General features: G+C 38.3%; 12 protein-coding genes, 5 tRNA genes and 2 riboswitches. Of the genes, 4 read left to right on the top strand and 13 right to left on the bottom strand.

Annotated features, from left to right (window positions below; all coding sequences use genetic code 11):
* Window positions 1-253: 253 nt before the first annotated feature.
* A complete protein-coding gene (locus tag H4J46_RS11430) occupies window positions 254-433 on the top strand; it encodes a PA3496 family putative envelope integrity protein (RefSeq protein WP_182233606.1) in 180 nt (59 codons plus the stop codon).
* Between the two features lie 148 nt (window positions 434-581).
* Window positions 582-1,235 (top strand): pyridoxamine 5'-phosphate oxidase, encoded by a 654-nt coding sequence (gene pdxH, locus H4J46_RS11425; protein WP_182233605.1) that lies wholly within the window; start codon window positions 582-584, stop codon window positions 1,233-1,235.
* 104 nt (window positions 1,236-1,339) lie between these two features.
* Here pdxH and H4J46_RS11420 read toward each other — a convergent pair whose 3' ends face one another.
* From H4J46_RS11420 to alaS, 10 genes are all read right to left on the bottom strand, one after another.
* On the bottom strand, window positions 1,340-2,467 hold the full coding sequence (locus H4J46_RS11420; RefSeq protein ID WP_182233604.1) for a sodium ion-translocating decarboxylase subunit beta: 1,128 nt from the start codon (window positions 2,465-2,467) through the stop codon (window positions 1,340-1,342).
* An 8-nt stretch (window positions 2,468-2,475) separates the two neighbouring features.
* Window positions 2,476-4,248 (bottom strand): sodium-extruding oxaloacetate decarboxylase subunit alpha, encoded by a 1,773-nt coding sequence (oadA, locus tag H4J46_RS11415; RefSeq protein WP_182233603.1) that lies wholly within the window; start codon window positions 4,246-4,248, stop codon window positions 2,476-2,478.
* Window positions 4,249-4,257: 9 nt separating this feature from the next.
* Window positions 4,258-4,530 (bottom strand): OadG family transporter subunit, encoded by a 273-nt coding sequence (locus H4J46_RS11410; RefSeq protein WP_182233602.1) that lies wholly within the window; start codon window positions 4,528-4,530, stop codon window positions 4,258-4,260.
* Between the two features lie 885 nt (window positions 4,531-5,415).
* Window positions 5,416-5,492, bottom strand: a tRNA-Arg gene (locus tag H4J46_RS11405).
* Between the two features lie 116 nt (window positions 5,493-5,608).
* Window positions 5,609-5,685 (bottom strand) — tRNA-Arg (locus H4J46_RS11400).
* 252 nt (window positions 5,686-5,937) lie between these two features.
* Window positions 5,938-6,014, bottom strand: a tRNA-Arg gene (locus tag H4J46_RS11395).
* A gap of 116 nt (window positions 6,015-6,130) precedes the next feature.
* Window positions 6,131-6,207, bottom strand: a tRNA-Arg gene (locus H4J46_RS11390).
* A 146-nt stretch (window positions 6,208-6,353) separates the two neighbouring features.
* Window positions 6,354-6,446, bottom strand: a tRNA-Ser gene (locus H4J46_RS11385).
* Window positions 6,447-6,650: 204 nt separating this feature from the next.
* Window positions 6,651-6,848, bottom strand: coding sequence for a carbon storage regulator CsrA (gene csrA / locus H4J46_RS11380; RefSeq protein WP_085304221.1), 198 nt, complete (start codon window positions 6,846-6,848; stop codon window positions 6,651-6,653).
* 633 nt (window positions 6,849-7,481) lie between these two features.
* Window positions 7,482-10,106 carry an alanine--tRNA ligase gene (gene alaS, locus H4J46_RS11375; RefSeq protein ID WP_182233601.1) on the bottom strand — a complete coding sequence of 875 codons (2,625 nt, stop codon included), beginning with the start codon at window positions 10,104-10,106 and terminating at the stop codon, window positions 7,482-7,484.
* A gap of 779 nt (window positions 10,107-10,885) precedes the next feature.
* On the opposite strand from alaS, the gene H4J46_RS11370 reads away from it, so the two are divergent.
* Window positions 10,886-14,380: a hypothetical protein gene (locus H4J46_RS11370; protein WP_182233600.1), complete on the top strand. Its 3,495-nt coding sequence runs from the start codon at window positions 10,886-10,888 to the stop codon at window positions 14,378-14,380.
* Between the two features lie 95 nt (window positions 14,381-14,475).
* On the opposite strand, the gene H4J46_RS11365 is transcribed toward H4J46_RS11370, so the two are convergent.
* From H4J46_RS11365 to H4J46_RS11355, 3 genes are read right to left on the bottom strand one after another with little or no spacing between them, the layout of a single operon-like run.
* Window positions 14,476-14,763: a hypothetical protein gene (locus H4J46_RS11365; RefSeq protein WP_182233599.1), complete on the bottom strand. Its 288-nt coding sequence runs from the start codon at window positions 14,761-14,763 to the stop codon at window positions 14,476-14,478.
* Window positions 14,756-15,463 carry an EAL domain-containing protein gene (locus H4J46_RS11360; protein WP_182233598.1) on the bottom strand — a complete coding sequence of 236 codons (708 nt, stop codon included), beginning with the start codon at window positions 15,461-15,463 and terminating at the stop codon, window positions 14,756-14,758. The genes H4J46_RS11365 and H4J46_RS11360 overlap by 8 nt, the downstream gene beginning before the upstream one ends.
* Window positions 15,456-15,866 carry a helix-turn-helix domain-containing protein gene (locus H4J46_RS11355; protein ID WP_182233597.1) on the bottom strand — a complete coding sequence of 137 codons (411 nt, stop codon included), beginning with the start codon at window positions 15,864-15,866 and terminating at the stop codon, window positions 15,456-15,458. The genes H4J46_RS11360 and H4J46_RS11355 overlap by 8 nt, the downstream gene beginning before the upstream one ends.
* Window positions 15,867-16,239: 373 nt before the next feature.
* A riboswitch (cyclic di-GMP riboswitch) is annotated at window positions 16,240-16,315 on the bottom strand.
* Between the two features lie 614 nt (window positions 16,316-16,929).
* A riboswitch (cyclic di-GMP riboswitch) is annotated at window positions 16,930-17,005 on the top strand.
* A gap of 129 nt (window positions 17,006-17,134) precedes the next feature.
* Here H4J46_RS11355 and H4J46_RS11350 point away from each other — a divergent pair.
* Window positions 17,135-17,851 carry a fimbria/pilus periplasmic chaperone gene (locus H4J46_RS11350; protein WP_182233596.1) on the top strand — a complete coding sequence of 239 codons (717 nt, stop codon included), beginning with the start codon at window positions 17,135-17,137 and terminating at the stop codon, window positions 17,849-17,851.
* Window positions 17,852-17,855 lie beyond the last annotated feature (4 nt).

Raw genomic sequence — 17,855 nt, 5'->3', positions numbered from 1 at the left:
TAAGCACTAATCAAAGCTAAATAACTGCACGGTAGAGAATGTCACTTAGCATTTTTAGTACAGCATTTTTTAGAATAAAAGTAATTAGTTGAAAATCTGCCATTAGTTGCCTATGTTCAAATTGTCTATCTTTGTTAAATTTACAATAATGACAATAAATAGGATTAAATTTACCCCTTAGCTAGCATTAACAGGTTTAAGCCACTATTTATTGTAATTACAGAAAATACTGTAAAAGCCATAGGTATAAAAAATGTGCGACGACTTCACAGATGACGCTAGCCTAGACTTCAAACAGGACAGTTATGACAAAGACTTACCTAAAGGCAAGCAGGCCGGCCATAACAGCGAAGTCAGAAAACGTATTGAAGACTTATTAGCAAAAAAACGCCTCAAAGCATTACTCGATGACATAGATAATTGGGATATCTAATCCATGATGTGGAAAAAAGTTGAGTTTTACCACTCAGTTAGAAGCCCGCAGTAAATATTATCGATAATATTTTATCAGTAACGATTTGTTTATGACATAAAGCTGATATTATTAGTCTAATATCTTCGCTACTTAATGATCCTACATTATGACTTTATTTGAAAAATTGCGCTGCTTATTTACCTTTGGTCAAGGCGTTGCCTTACCATTGCCACCCATTAATGAAAATGCCGATCCTTTTTCATTATTTAAACTTTGGTTTGATGATGCCAATAAATCGGGTGTTTTATTGCCCGAGGCAATGTCTGTCAGTAGTGTAAACCAAGACGGGCAACCAAGCTGTCGTATGGTGTTATTAAAAGAGTTTAACCAAGATGGCTTTATCTTCTATACCAATTACAGCAGTAGAAAGAGCCAAGAGTTAAATAAAAATGACAAAATTGCACTGCTATTTCACTGGAATGTATTGCAACGTCAAATTCGCATTGAAGGCAATGTGGAAAAAGTCAGTGCTGAGCAGTCAGCAAAATATTTTCATAGCCGTGATCGTGGCAGCCAAATTGGCGCTTGGGCATCAAAACAAAGTAGCGAAATTCAAACTGAAACTGAACTGGCTGATAGCGTTGCTTATTACACGAAAAAATTTGCTGGTAACTCAGTACCTTTACCTGAGTTTTGGGGTGGCTGGCGCATTAAACCAAACTATATAGAGTTTTGGCAAGGCCGAGCGAGCCGTTTGCATGACAGGGTTTGTTTTAAACAACATAACAATCAATGGAAAAATTTCAAACTGCAGCCTTAAACACCATAACCTTAAACACAGTAACAATTTAATACTGCTAACGTATACCATCAAGAAAAAAAGGAGCACATGGCTCCTTTTTTAATATTGTCTCTGTTGTAAAGTTATCCGACTAAAGCTAACAATATGCCGGCAGCAACCGCTGAACCTAACACACCAGCAACGTTTGGCCCCATCGCATGCATAAGTAAGAAGTTATGCGGATTAGCCTCTAAACCGACCTTGTTAGCGACGCGAGCAGCCATTGGCACTGCCGATACACCCGCGGCACCAATGAGTGGATTAACTTTTTCTTTAGCAAATTTATTCATTAGCTTCGCCATTAACACACCCGTAGCAGTACCAATAGAAAACGCTACTGCGCCTAACGCGAGTATGCCTAAAGTTTTAGCATTTAAGAAATGCTCAGCGCTTAACTTAGAACCAACACCTAGTCCTAAGAAGATAGTGACAATATTAATTAACTCATTTTGTGCTGTCGAACTTAGGCGGTCTACCACGCCACACTCGCGCATTAAGTTACCCAAACAAAACATCCCCACTAACGGCGTTGCTGCCGGTAAAAAGAAAATTGTCATCATTAAAACGCCCAGTGGGAAAATAATCTTCTCAACTTTGGTAACATGACGTAATTGCGCCATCTCAATTTTACGTTCATCTTCTGTGGTTAATGCTCGCATAATAGGCGGTTGAATAATCGGTACTAACGCCATATATGAATAGGCTGCAACAGCAATCGCGCCCAGTAAGTCAGGGGCAAGTTTTGAAGCTAAAAATATCGCAGTTGGACCATCTGCTCCGCCAATGATAGCGATAGCTGAGGCATCTTTCATAGAGAAGTCTAGACCAACAAAGTTCAACGCTATGGCACCAAACAAAGTGGCGAATATGCCAAATTGCGCAGCAGCACCTAGTAGCAATGTTTTAGGATTGGCAATCAACGCGCCAAAATCTGTCATGGCACCAACGCCCATAAAGATCAGTAACGGGAATATGCCAGTATCAATTCCAGCGTAGTAAATGTAATGCAACAAGCCACCTACTTCAGAAAAGCCAGCAGCAGGAATATTAGTTAAAATAGCACCAAAACCCATCGGCACTAATAATAGCGGTTCAAAGTTACGCGCAATAGCAAGATAAAGTAAACCACAACCTACTAGCATCATGATCACTTGGCCTAATTCAAAGTTTGCTAGGCCTGTAGACATCCACAATAATTTTAAAGAATCCATGGGTTATCCTATACCAAGTTTAACAAGATATCACCAACGGCAACTGAGTCACCTTCTTTGGTGTGAATAGCTGATATTTCACCGGCTGTTATTACCCGGATTTCAGTTTCCATTTTCATCGCTTCCATGATGATAACCACTTCGCCTGCTTCGACTTCGTCACCTTCATTTACCAGCACTTTAAAAATATTACCCGCTAAAGGCGCTTTTAAAGGTTCACCATCGCTTGCACTTGCTTTGGGTGCTTTGCTCGCTGGCGCAATCGTATCTATTGAACCACCAGGGGCAACAACAACGTCAAAGACTTTACCGTCAACACTTACCGCGTAACTTTCAGGGCCAGCGTTAGCTGAACTGGTTGTTGGAGCTGCAGCCGTACTTTTAGCGGCTGCCTTAGTCGGTGCTGGTTCAAAAGCATCTGGGTTATGGCGATTGGTTAAAAATTTCAAACCAATTTGTGGAAATAATGCATAAGTTAGCACATCATCGATAGTATCTTCAGCTAGTGTAATATTTTTCTCTTCGGCAACTTGTTGCAATTCAACCGATAATTTATCCATTTCTGGATCAAGTAAGTCTGCTGGGCGACAAGTAATTGCGGCATTTCCATCGAGTACTCTTGCTTGTAATTCAGCATCAACTGGCGCGGCAGTCTTACCGTACTCGCCTTTTAGTACACCGGCCGTTTCTTTGGTAATTGACTTGTAGCGCTCACCGGTAAGGACATTTAATACCGCTTGAGTACCAACAATTTGTGAGGTCGGTGTCACCAAAGGAATATAACCAAGGTCTTTACGCACTTTTGGAATTTCTGTTAGCACTTCATCAAGCTTATCAGCTGCGCCTTGCTCTTTTAATTGACTTTCCATATTGGTTAGCATGCCACCAGGTACTTGTGCGACTAAGATACGCGCATCAATACCCCTCAAGCTACCTTCAAACTGGGCATATTTTTCGCGAACGTCACGAAAATAAGTGGCTACTTCTGCTAATTTAAGCATATCTAAGCCAGTATCACGTGCTGTACCTTCAACAATAGAGACAATAGTTTCTGTTGGTGAATGGCCGTAAGTCATACTCATTGATGAAATAGCCGTGTCGATCACATCAATATCTGCATCAATGGCTTTCATGTGTGTCGCAACACTCAAGCCTGTTGTGGCATGACAATGTAGTGCAATAGGTAAAGCAACAGTTTCTTTTAAACGGCTAATCAGCTCAGCGGCATCGTAGGGTTTTAAAAGGCCAGCCATATCTTTGATACACAAAGAATGTGCGCCCATATCTTCTAGCTGCTTAGCCATGGTTAGCCAGCCTTCAAGGGTATGCACAGGACTCTCAGTGTAGCTTAAAGTTCCTTGGGCATGCGCGCCAACCTTTACCGCGGCTTTAATCGATGTTTGTAAGTTACGTACATCATTCATCGCATCAAAAATCCTAAAAACATCAATGCCATTAACGTGAGCGCGCTCAACAAATTTTTCTACCACATCGTCAGCATAATGACGGTAACCTAGAATATTTTGACCACGAAACAACATTTGTTGTTTGGTTTTTGGCATCGCTTTTTTTAGCGCTCGAAGACGCTCCCAAGGATCTTCACCTAAATAACGAATACAAGAATCAAATGTTGCGCCACCCCAAGATTCAATTGACCAATAACCAATTTCATCCATTTTAGCAGCAATGGGTAACATATCTTCCAAACGTAATCGTGTGGCGAGCAATGATTGATGGCCGTCGCGTAATACGACTTCAGTTATTCCTAAGGGCTTAGTCATGGTCATTTCCTATTTCTGTGCAGAATGTTGTTGACGATATTGGGTAACAGCACAAGAGATTGCTGCGACGACTGCCGGTGATACAGCGTTGCCATCTTGTTTTTTATTGTTTTTTTTACTTGAGGCTCTACTTTCAACAATGGCATCAGGAAATTTTGTTGCCAACTTAACCAGCACAACCTTAATAAAAACAATCAGCAAACCTAAAAAGGTAAATACAAAGACCATACCGGCTAACATTAAAGTACCTGCTTCAATAAATAACTGTTGAAGATTTTCCATTTTTTTACTCTCAAGTAATTTTATATAATTAGAATAATCACTCCAATGTGTAAAAAGCAAACAAATTATTACAAATTGGTAAAAAAAAATAATGTCAAGCTAAAATAGTTCAAAAAAACAACTAAATTTAATGATATTTCGTCATTATTTTATACAAAATTGTATATCAAGTAAATTGTATACAATATCAAATCCATGAATAGCGGTTATTAGAAAAAGAAAAACAAAGATATTATACAATATACAACAGTAAAATCTGACACTAACTAACGCCCTTAGTTTGTTCAAAAAACCTACACTATTGACAAAAAAATATTATTTTATTGTCAATAAAATCTAAAAAAAGCATATACCGATTAGACTAAATAATGACTCATTTTGACAGCATTGAAATAGTAGTAAATAATATTTTAGTTTCAGATAAGTGTTGTTGAAAATAAGAATGTCGATCAAAGAGTCTTTAAACTTACCTTTGGCTAACTTAGAGGCAAACTAATCACTATAAAAATACTCAAGCAAATGAGTGTCTAAATTGCACTGACTCAAAAAACATAACCGATAGGCACGATATTTCACAAACTTTGCTTATGCAAAATTTAATATTTACTGTACTTAGCTCACTAATACCCGCTTGACTAATTAAGTGCTCTACTTTTTCATCCAGAAAATGGCTAAATACAAGGCATAAAATTTAATCAGTCGTTACTTACCTAATAAATTTTATGATGCAGCAATCTTCATTTAATCATTAAAAATAAACATGTAATTCATCAAGTTGCGATGATTCTAGTGGGGAAAAAGCTTATTGGGAAAGTTATCGCAGATAAGTGGTTGGCAAAAAATTCAGGCGAAAAAAAACCAGTCATCAGACTGGTTTTTTTAATGTGGCGGACGCGGCAGGAGTCGAACCTGCGACCGCCTGGTTCGTAGCCAGGTACTCTATCCAGCTGAGCTACGCGTCCGCAATAAACTGTTTTTTTATATCTCATGTTTAGGAGATGACCAACTTACACAATATTTATTTTTTAACTAGCGTTAATATTTGCTAATCTTTATTATTTAGCCACTTAAAGAAAAGTGGCGGACGCGGCAGGAGTCGAACCTGCGACCGCCTGGTTCGTAGCCAGGTACTCTATCCAGCTGAGCTACGCGTCCTCAATAAACTGTTTTTTTATATCTCATGTTCAGGAGATAACGAACTTTGCGCATAATAAGTATTCGTAGCCATTAACATTAGATAACCTATCCAACTGAGCTACGCACCCTCAAATCAAACCTGTTATTTATATCTCTAGCTTAAGAGATAGTGCACGTTACTCATAATGAGCACATTGCTGCTGCCCCACAAAAATAAAAACAAAATGTCGGGGCGAAAAAAAACCAGTCATCAGACTGGTTTTTTCAATGTGGCGGACGCGGCAGGAGTCGAACCTGCGACCGCCTGGTTCGTAGCCAGGTACTCTATCCAGCTGAGCTACGCGTCCGCAATAAACTGTTTTTTTATATCTCATGTTTAGGAGATGACCAATTTATATAATATTTATTTTTTAACTAGCGTTAATATTTGCTAGTCTTTATTATTTAGCCACTTAAAGAAAAGTGGCGGACGCGGCAGGAGTCGAACCTGCGACCGCCTGGTTCGTAGCCAGGTACTCTATCCAGCTGAGCTACGCGTCCTCAAATCAAACCTGTTATTTATATCTCTAGTTCAAGAGATAGCGAGCTAAACAATATTTCCTTAGGTAGACAACCTAGTAAATATTATAACTACTCGCAATGAACTATTTAACTATCGTTGTTCCTACGATTCCAATCTAAAAAATTGGCGGAGAGGGAGGGATTCGAACCCTCGATCCGGCTACAAACCGGATACTCCCTTAGCAGGGGAGCGCCTTCGGCCACTCGGCCACCTCTCCAATGGGGCGAATCATAAGGGATTATAAAAATAAGTCAAACTTTTTCCCGCATTTATTCCTATTTATTGACTGTTTGGTGACAATTCAAACAACACGGTCATTTTTCAAACGTTAACTAACGAAAAATGCGCTAAAATGGGCTACCTAATTTTATTGCTGGATCAAAAAAGCCGACTGATGTCGGCTTTAATTATGAGAAAGTAATTAGATTTCATTACCTGAGGCTTCACCCTCACCTTTTTCAGATTGTATTCTCATATATATTTCTTCACGATGAACCGACACTTCCTTTGGGGCGTTAACACCAATACGTACTTGGTTACCTTTAACACCCAACACTGTCACTGTGACATCGTCTCCGATCATCAACGTTTCACCAACTCGGCGAGTTAATATTAACATCTTAATTTCCTTTATGTTTAAAAACGAGATCCACTAAATATATATAAGCTAGTAACAAATTAAATTTAGTCTACTATTTGCAAAAGTGCACTAATGTTCACAATAAGCATCTAGAGTACTTATCAAACATTGACGATTCTATTAACCATATCGAATTTTCAATATTTAACAAAAAACTTGCAGAACAATAGCAGAATGCAATTGCAGCAATTACTGTTCATATTAACAACCTTCATGAAACAATAAACACTTTATAAGTAAGTTTTTGTAATTTATCATCAAAAAAATATTAATAACAACATGATAATCACACCCTGTTAACAAAAGACCTTAAAGGCGGATAAAAAATTCGAGCTGATTGTAAATTATTATTTATACCAAGTGCATTAAGTTAGTTCAGTGGCAAAAAATATTGCCATGGTTTTGATTGATGTTCCTGTCACAAAAGCTCCTGTGCATCGACATACTAAGATATATTAGTGCCCTTGAGCAATTTATGGCTAGGAATGGTTATACCCTCTAAATATAACGTACATGCTATTTATACGCTATTGTGAATCTATGTACTCCTGATAGATAAAAAAAGGGGCTAAAAGCCCCTTAAATTAATTTATCTACTTACCTACCTAGATATTAGCTCAACTTATCCTTTAACCAGCTTTGTGCTACTTTTAAGGCTGCTTCAATATTCTCTGGTTGGCTACCTCCGGCTTGAGCCATATCAGGACGTCCGCCACCTTTACCACCGACTTCTTGCGCGGCAATATTAACGAGTTCGCCAGATTTTACTTGGCCAACAAGATCTTTGGTGACACCAGCAATTAAGCTCACTTTATCGTCACTGGTTGTACCTAGTAAAATAATGCCTGAGCCCATTTTATTTTTCAGGTCATCAACCATGCCACGCAATGATTTAGCCTCGACGCCTGCTAAATTAGCAACGAGGGTTTTCACGCCATTAACGTCAATAGCTTGGCTGACTAAATCAGCACCGGCTTGACTGGCAAGTTTTTGCTTAAATTGTGCTACTTCTTTTTCAAGCTCTTTGTTACGTAATATCACTTGCTCAACTTTACTGGCCACATTCACTGGGTCAGTTTTAACCAAGGCAGCAATAGTACTTAACGTTTGTTCTTGTGCGGCAAAGTAGTTTAACGCGGCCTCACCTGTTAGCGCTTCTATTCGACGAACACCGGCAGCAATGCCTGATTCAGAGACAATTTTAAATAAGCCAATATCACCAGTTCGGTCAACATGCACACCGCCACAAAGTTCAGTAGAAAAGCCACCTAAGGTGACCACTCGCACTTCATCGTCGTACTTTTCGCCAAATAATGCCATCGCGCCTTTTTCTTTCGCTTGGTCAATTTGCATTAAATTGGTTTCGCGCGCTAAATTACTTCTAATTTGCTCATTCACCATACGTTCAATAGTTGTTAGCTCTTCACGGGTTAATGCGTCAAAATGAGAAAAATCAAAACGGAGTTTTTCTGCATCACATAATGAGCCTTTTTGTGTAACGTGATCGCCTAATACGGTGCGAAGACTGGCGTGTAATATATGTGTAGCTGTGTGGTTTTTAACAATAGCGGCTCGACGTTCGCTATTAATTTGCGCTTTAACACGACTGTTTAAACCAATAGTGTCACGGGCAATACCTTTGTGTGCAAAGGCATGGCCTAATTTAAAGGTATCAGAAACTTCAAATATGCCATTATCAAACTGTAATATGCCGCTATCACCAACCTGTCCACCTGACTCAGCATAAAAAGGAGTTTTATCAAGCACTACAATACCGGCTTCACCCGCACTTAATTCGGCAACTGAGGCTTCATTGTTAAAGAGTTCAACCACAGTAGAAGACATTTCATGGCGGGTATAACCTTTAAAATCAGTCCGATGTTCTGACTTAAGGGTGTCGTTGTAGTCTGTGCCAAATTGGCTAGCTTTTTGAGCGCGAGCACGTTGTTCAGCCATGGCGATGTTAAAACCGTCAAGATCAATGTTTAAGTTTCGTTCTCGGGCAATATCAGCCGTTAAATCAGCAGGAAAACCATAGGTGTCGTAGAGTTTAAAAACGTCATCGCCAGCGATAGTGTCGCCTTTAAGTGCTGATAACGTATCTTCTAACAGCGCCATGCCTCGGTCTAACGTGCGACCAAATTGCTCTTCTTCTCTGAGTAAAATTTTCTCAATAATGGCCTGTTGCTGTACAAGTTCAGGATAAGCTTCGCCCATTTGCTCAGCAAGTGAGGCGACTATTTTATGGAAGAAAAACGATTTAGCTTCTAACTTGTGGCCATGGCGAATAGCCCGGCGAATTATACGACGTAATACATAGCCACGGCCCTCATTTGACGGCATAACACCATCAGTGATTAAGAAGCTACATGAACGAATATGATCGGCAATCACACGTAGTGATTTATGTGCTAAATCATTACATTCAAGTAATGTAGCGGTATCACGAATTAAGCCTTGGAAAATATCGATTTCATAATTGCTATGCACACCTTGCATTATCGCTGAAATACGCTCTAAACCCATACCAGTATCTATTGACGGTTTAGGCAAATTACCCATGGTACCGTCGGCTTGACGGTTGTATTGCATGAAAACTAAATTCCAAATTTCGATAAAGCGATCGCCATCTTCATCTGCAGAACCTGGAGGACCACCAAAAATATCTTCTCCGTGATCATAAAAAATTTCTGAACAAGGCCCACATGGGCCGGTATCACCCATAGACCAAAAATTGTCTGACTCATAGGGTTTATCAACTGATTTATCACCAATACGAATAATTTTCTCTGCTGGCACACCAATAACTGTTAACCAATAGTCGTATGCTTCAACATCACTTTCATAAACAGTTACCAGCAATTTTTCTTTTGGTAATCCTAATACTCTGGTTAAAAATTCCCAAGAATAATTTATCGCTTCTTCTTTGAAGTAATCACCAAAGCTAAAGTTACCCATCATTTCAAAAAAAGTATGATGACGTGCGGTGTAACCAACATTTTCTAGATCATTATGCTTGCCACCAGCACGAACACAGCGCTGTGCTGACGTGGCTCGAGTATAACTGCGAATATCATCGCCAAGAAATACATCTTTAAATGGCACCATGCCAGCATTAGTGAATAATAAAGTCGCATCGTTACCAGGAATAAGCGAGCTACTCGCAATAATTTGATGTTGCTTAGATGCATAAAAATCTAAAAATGCCTGACGCAACTGGGCACTAGTTTCAATCATTTAAATTTCCTAATTTTCGAAGAATATATCTGTTTAAGCGTTTAATAGTGTCATGGTTTAATCTGTTGAGAAACCACCTTGTTGCATAAAGCGCACTCTTTTGGCTTTATCTTTTTGATCTGTTATTAGGGACGCACCAATGGGCTTATTATACGCAAGCTCTGCTTGAAGATACCAATCTATTTAATCATTACTTGGTGATTTATCTACAAATTGACCATTAACATCTTTTTTCCAAGTCACGTTTATGTGGCGCTAACTTTAGCCTTAAGCTACTTATACAGCTAAAAAAAGCACCGAAGCAACCTTTACTTAGATAAGAATCTGTAATTAACTAATTTAAAAATAGCGTTATTTCAGCAAAATTATACGTTAAAAAGTTGATTTTTTGCTGTAACTATTTCATTGAATTTTTATCTGCGCTTTTTCTGTAAGACAGCAGATCAGTGGCTGTCTTTCAAAGGAATGATTTAAGCCAATTTTTTATTGGCAAATACTTCACTGAGAATAAACAGACAAACAGACAAACAGATAAACAGATAAACAGATAAAGAATACTGCTTATACCCTAGTTAAGTCAGTAAAAAGTAAAAATCATCAATGATGACTAACCTACACAACACCAATTAAATTCACATTATATTAATAAATTTTACATCCTGTTAATAATAAAGCAAAATAAACGTGCAGCAATTTACATAATGAATGAGCCAAAATTGAGTGACATTCAGTCACAAATAAGAGCTAAGTGCTAGCGATCAATAAAAATAAGGACATGTATGAAGGGACAAATAAAAAACATGCGTTTAATAGTAATTATTTTATTTAGCTTACTATTTTTACAGGCATGTGGTGGTGCAAATGATACAACACCAACATTCAACATTAGCGCATCAGTTTCATCGGTCGCATTTACCCATGAATTTTTACAAGCACAAAACCATACCATTGCCCTTGATGTTAGCTTTGATGGTGATGGCTTATTACTCGGCTTCGCTCCTACCGCAGTGCCTGTAGCCTGGTTAAATTATCGCATTGCCAATCTAACCGCTACCTCTGCTACTATTCATATTGATGTGGTTAGCGCTGATATAATCCCAGCAAACCTTTACGCTACAACCCTAAGATTATCCAGTGGCGATACGGCAACAACAAATTTAGCCCATGCCGATATTAATATTTCATTACTAATTTGGCAGGCCCTTACCTACGATGATACTTACGGTGTTAACGCTATTGCCTCGAAAAAAATTGCACTGAGCTCAAGCGCAGATAATTTAACCTTAGCCAGTTCAGTGCCTTGGCTTAGCCTTGAAAAAAGTTTTCTTGATGGTGTAACAACCATTACCGCCACCCCTGATGTGAGTCACTTTAGTACTGCAGGGTTTTATCCCGCAACCATAGGTATAACCAGCCCGCTAGGCACAACAGAGTATCCCGTTGAATTGAGCTTAGACAACATTCATTTATTTGCTGACAGAGCAACAGTGGCCCTAGCAAAAACCGCTAATATTAGTAACAGCCAAACTACGCTTAACATTAATTCAAATAGTATTTTGCCTTGGGGCTGGCAAGCAACGACTGACGCGGCGTGGTTAACCCTAACGCCTAACGCCGACACTAATGAATTAACACTGGTTGCCGACAGCACGGCCTTAACGAATAACGCAACCACGATCGCTGAGATCACCCTGAGTGGCAATGAACAAACCACAGCGACGGCAGAAACTATTCAAGTGAGTTTTTATAAATCTGACTTACTCAGTGAAAATAACTCACTCAATATTGTCGCTAATACTGACGGTGTAGTGACTAATCCTTTACTGCCACAGTATTATGTTGCCACCAACAATGAGCTACGCAGCTATCACCTTTATACTAATGAAATATTATCCACAACCGTTATAGCGCCAGCAGATACTTTATTAGAACAGCTAATTATTCATCCTGACGCTAGCATGATGTTAGCAAAAGCGGTCGAAACTAACGTCATTGATGAAAACACCAGTGTAACCAGCATACATAGATATCAAATCAATCTCAGTGACATGAGCGTTGTTGAGTTAACCGATGTTGATATTACCAACGAACCGGTAAAATTTATTCGTCTTAATGGTCGCTATTTTGTGGCAACCACACTTTTAGAATTTGCCGACCAAAGCCTAATGCGTGTTGGCTTCGACAGCCCTAACGCCTTTTTTGCCAGAGCTTTTAACGTTGCCGAACAAAATCAAACCCTATTCGCCTTAGACGTAAGCACCAGCGATGATTTAATGTCGATAAAGCGCTTAAATGTCAACGTGAATGATTTTGGCCGCAACCCCATCACCACAGAAATAAGCCACAGTTATCGACCTGAACTATTAGGTGAAAACCAGCAAATTAACGATTTCTATGTTACCGCCGATGAGCAAAACATTTACGCGATTAGCCCAACAAGTGAATGGATAAGTTTTGATGGTACAACCTTTATCGACAATGGCCTGTTAAATACCAATGAAGCTATTACTAATTTAGCGCTTGCGCATAGTGCTAATGATCGCCCTTACTATGTTAGATTTGACTCGGAGGTTGGTTTTAAAATCGATATTTATAACGAGCAACAAACCCTTGCTAACAGTATTGAACTAGGTGAAAATCAACCAGCCAAAATGTTAATTGCCAATGGTGATAGCCGTGCCGTGTTGACATCAAGCAGTGCTGACAGCATAAATGTTATCACTTTAAGCCAAATTTCAAGCTCGGCTGAAACACTCGCCTTTAGTACAACTTTTGGCGACAGCGCCATAGCAACACAAACACTGACACTGTCAACTATTTCTGCGAATTGGCAAGCAACAGCCACTGCACCTTGGCTGATACTAACACCGCAGAGTGATGACAATGGCGAGAGAATATTAATTGATATCGATACTAGTTTAATTACCGGTTGGGGCTTAATGACCGCCAGTATCTCGATATACGACCCCGCTAGTGGCACCAAAAAAGTGATTACGGTTGATCTGGCTACTGATGCCATAAGGTTAAGTAGTAACTACCCGGCACTGGCTTTTAATAGTTTAGCCACCGAACAAACACTAGTACATACCCTTGATATTTTAACCAACAGCGAAACTAATATCGCTTGGCAAGCCACTACTGACGTTAGCTGGTTATCGTTATCAACTGACGGTACCAACAACACACTGACTATCACGGGCACACCCGCCAACATAGCCACTGACGGTGTTCATAGTGCGGTAATAACTTTATCACCAACTACCGCAGACACCGCGTTATTTGGGCGCATTAACGTCACCTTCAATAAAGGTGTCAATGATGCCAATGACCTTGATATTAGTAATATCAGCTTTAATACCTCAGGCCTGGTACTAGACCCAATGCGGCCTTATATTTATATTGCTCAAGACGATAAACTCAGTACTTATCACGTTATTTCTGGCGCGTTAATTAACACCACAAGGTCACCATTAGTCGATGTCGATTTAACCCACTTAGTCATCCATCCTGACGGCTCAATGTTGTTAGCATCAAATAGCGAAACTTATTTAGATGAAAACGAGCTTGAACAAACGCGGATTAATCATTATCAATTTGACTTAAACAGTTATCAGTTTAGCCAAATAAATAGTGACAAGATCACCATAGAATACCGCCCTGTGATGATAAAGATAATCGCTGGAATACCCCTTGTTATCACACAAACACTGGAGTACGCCGACCTAGATTTAACGCGCCAATATTGGCTTCAAGACAATGCCTATTTCGTTTCAACCATTGCCCACGCCAATAGTGCAGATATATTTATGGCCTACAAGCAAGCAAGTACCTCACTTGAACGCTTTGCGCTAAGTTATAACGCCTATGCCAATAAAACAATATCAGTGATAAATCAGCCCGCCTACATCAATGCAGCCTTTACGAACTTATCCAGCTTTGCCATGAGTCATAACGGTGAGACGATTTATAGCGCTAATAGCACCAGCGAATGGGCAAGTTTTGACGGCACTACCTACACTGACAACGGCCGACTTCAAGGCATGGCTAATGTGCAAACTTTTAACAGCACCACAGATAGCGGTAACAACAGTTACTTTTATCGTTTTGATCCAACCTTAGGTATTACTTATAGTAAATATAACCCAGCTCAAATAGAACTTTGGTCAGAGGTTATAGCGGACGCTAGCGCTGAAAGTTACTTATTGCCAGCTTACCAACGTGTGCTGATTTATGATGCAGAGACATCAACCTTAAAGTTACGCTCTCACCCTTAGTTGAAAAATAAAATAGAGTATTTGCCTTTACCGACCATATAAGTTAATAAGCCATCAACAAATAAAAAACCGCATTTATGCGGTTTTTTTATACTTTAGAAAATTGAGCTTAAAAAAACTTTTTCTTCGTTTGTTAACTCAATACAAACATTAATATCACTATCACTTTTGTCTTTTAAGTTAATTTCATCCACCAGTATTTTTATTATGGTAATGCAAGGTTCTAAAGTCATTAAATGATTAGTATTATTTCTTTCAAATAAATGATCTCTTCTGAGTAAATTTTTGATTAATAACACATTGAGTTCAAGGTTATTATTTTTTTTCTGTGGTGTTATTAAGACCAACTCATTCATAACCCTTTCTATTGCTGCATTATTCATAGGCAAAATGTTTAATAGTTGGGAACAAATAGCCTTGCATTTTTATCTGACTAAATTGGGAAAGAAAACTGGCTTGTTCTTCTGACTCCACCCCCTCGACTACCACTTGGTGGTTTTTACTTAGAAAAATGAGTAAGCTTTTTAAAAATAAAACATCTGATGCCATTAGTCCCCAAAAAAGTTCTTTTGACACTTTAATGGTACTGAAAGCAATTTTTTTAGACAGGAGAATATCAAAATTTGATTGATTTTTTCCAAAGTCATCAAGCCATAAGCTGACATTTGGACGCTTATTTATCTTATCAAGCATCACTAACTCTAAGTGACCCAATTGTTGTATGTCGTGTTCTAGTATCTCAATAGCAACATATTGTTCTTTATTATTATCCAAAATAGGAAGGCATTCATCAAAGTTTTTTATCACCTGTATCGGTGTATTTAAACTAATGGTGTAGCTCCTATATTTTGGATCACTCATTAAATTAGTTAGAATTACTTTAAATAATTTTAACTGCTCAGCCTCAGTTAAATATCGGAAAAACACATCAGCGGGAATATTATTAGCCTGACTTGTGATACTACAGAGCCACTCGGCATGGTTGCAGTGTTCTAATGTCGTCATAATTAATTCTGTACGGGGCTGAATAATCACTTTCCCCCAGACACAAGAATCGAACGTAATTAATTGAGGCTTATCCATAAGCTGAAACCCTGACATCCTCACCTTCATGAACAACTGAGCTTAATAAATAGCCAAAGCCTCTAATATTCTCGATTGTTAAGTTAGTGTGTCTAAGGTTGATTCTCATTTCAGAGATGGTCACCGCTAAGTTATTTTTAACCACTAATTGATCAGGCCAGCCATAGTCATGTAAAAATTTGACACTGAGTGGAATATCTTTAAACCTTATAAAAGCACAAAGTAATCTAAATGCTCTCTTTGAAAGCTTAGCTCTTTCACCTTTAAAACTAACTATCTGATTATTGTAATCGAATGAAAATTCAGGCGAAAAGCTTGATAAGTTCGGACATTTACATTTTGAGCAATAATCACTACATGCATTATCTGCATTATCTGCATTATAAAAATTTGTTAATTCCATTAATTCCTCTAGCGTATTTTCAAATACTAATTACTAAATTAAATCATCATTGATTTAAAGGATTTGTTCTAATTCTGTGGCTATGCTATTCGCCGCTATGCGATAACCCAGTAAATATAATAGGTTCAATTTTCAACCTATTGAAAAATAGATAAGCAGTACCTTTTATCTTTATATCTTTATATCTATATATCTATATATCTATAACTTTAATGATGCAAAGATATAGACATAAACAGTTTTATGGTGCGATTTAATTGACGCCATATTCCGCTATTATTTAAATCAAGATAAAATTCAGGCAAAAAAAATGGTCTTCATAAAGAAGACCATTGGTAAAAAAGCTCGAGTGGACAGGAAGTGTTGATTCACTTCTGGCAACTGGCTACCATTTTACAGGCCCTTTAGCTTTGCGTCCCAAGATTTCTCTGGGTTTGCGATAAAATCACATAAAACTGTGTAATACTATTGTGTCACATTTGCCGACTTGAATGTAAGTCAAAGATAATTATAAAATTTATAATTATCTTTGACTCTAAGTTGCCCATAAATTTAGTAAAAGGTATTTTTACCTCTTTTTAACTTAATTACTCAGCCGCTGGTGTATTTTTCTAACGTTAGCTTCGCCAGGCTATCAATTGGTATTACTTAAAATAATTTCAGGATGAACGCTTATTTTTCTGATCTGACACTTTTTGTCTTGATCTTTTTTCTTGCCTATTTTATCAGTTGACCAGCACTAACGGTTCGATAACGACGCTATAAACTGAGCTTGTACAATACAAATGTTTAAACTGCCTGAATATCATTAATGATTAGCTAGCGTTAACTTACCCCCCCATTACTCGGAACTGATTACTACCACCAAACAAATACGGCGGATAGATATTATTATAAATTTTATAATAATATCTATCCGCCGTATTTGTGATATCGTGCGTCACAAATATAGCAAAGCTTAATTAAAGCTTAACTATTGAACAGTACAAAAGAATTAACACAAGTCATTATCAGATAATCGCTTTCTACTAGGGTTATATAATTTCGTTGTAATATTTATAAAATGAATAAATCGCAAACCTAGGGAAACTTAGGGACGCAAAGCTAAAGGGCCTGTAAAATGGTAGCCAGTTGCCGAGAGTGAATAAACACTTTTGTTTCCTGAGCTATTTTTTTACCTATGGTCTTCTTTATGAAGGCCATTTTTTTTGCCTGAATTTTGTAAAATTCGTTAAAGATAAAAATGTAGCAGGAATTATTTGATTCATATGAAAAATTACTTACCAGGGATTATTGCACTACTACTTTGCACTTATTCCATTAGCAGCTTTAGTGCCTTTACGGTCACCCAAACAAGTTTTGGGGTAGATCTGGACCAACCGGTCACGCAAGACACTACCCTAATCAATCAAAGCAACAAGCCTGTTCGAGTTAGGGTCGACTTTGAAAAGCCGCCATGGGCTAAAGCCAAGTATTACTTGGGCGATCAATTGGTCGCTTATCCCAAAATAGTATTGATACCACCTAAAGGTCAGATCCAAGTAAGGATAGCGCCCAGAATAAAAGCAGACTTAGCTGACGGAGAATATGTTGCGCTACTGGTATTTAAAGAGCTGCCACCACGAAAAAATGCTGGTCAAGTTACCATGTTGATGAACATAGGAGTCCCCTACTATGCCAGAAAAGGTGAGCTTAACACTGGCATGGATTTTAAAAATGTACGGATGATAAAAGCTGATCAAGGTTATCAATTACAAGGCGAGCTTAAAAATGAGGGTAATTATTCTTATCCTCTTAATATTGCTGTGAAATTTTACCAAAATAAAACCTTGATCAAAGAAGAAAATTTTAAAAAAGGTTTCTATCGCGAGCACCTGGTTAAGCTCAATCAATCGATAGCGATGAAGACAGATACTGATTATGTAGAAATTGTTTTTGCCAATGACAAAATTGATTTTTCTAAAGCATTTAGCTTTGTTCTTTAACTGC

Source organism: Colwellia sp. MB02u-6, assembly GCF_014077095.1.
Lineage (GTDB): Bacteria > Pseudomonadota > Gammaproteobacteria > Enterobacterales > Alteromonadaceae > Cognaticolwellia.
Note: the sequence above shows the minus strand (reverse complement) of the source record. Positions and strands in the feature narration are given on the sequence as shown.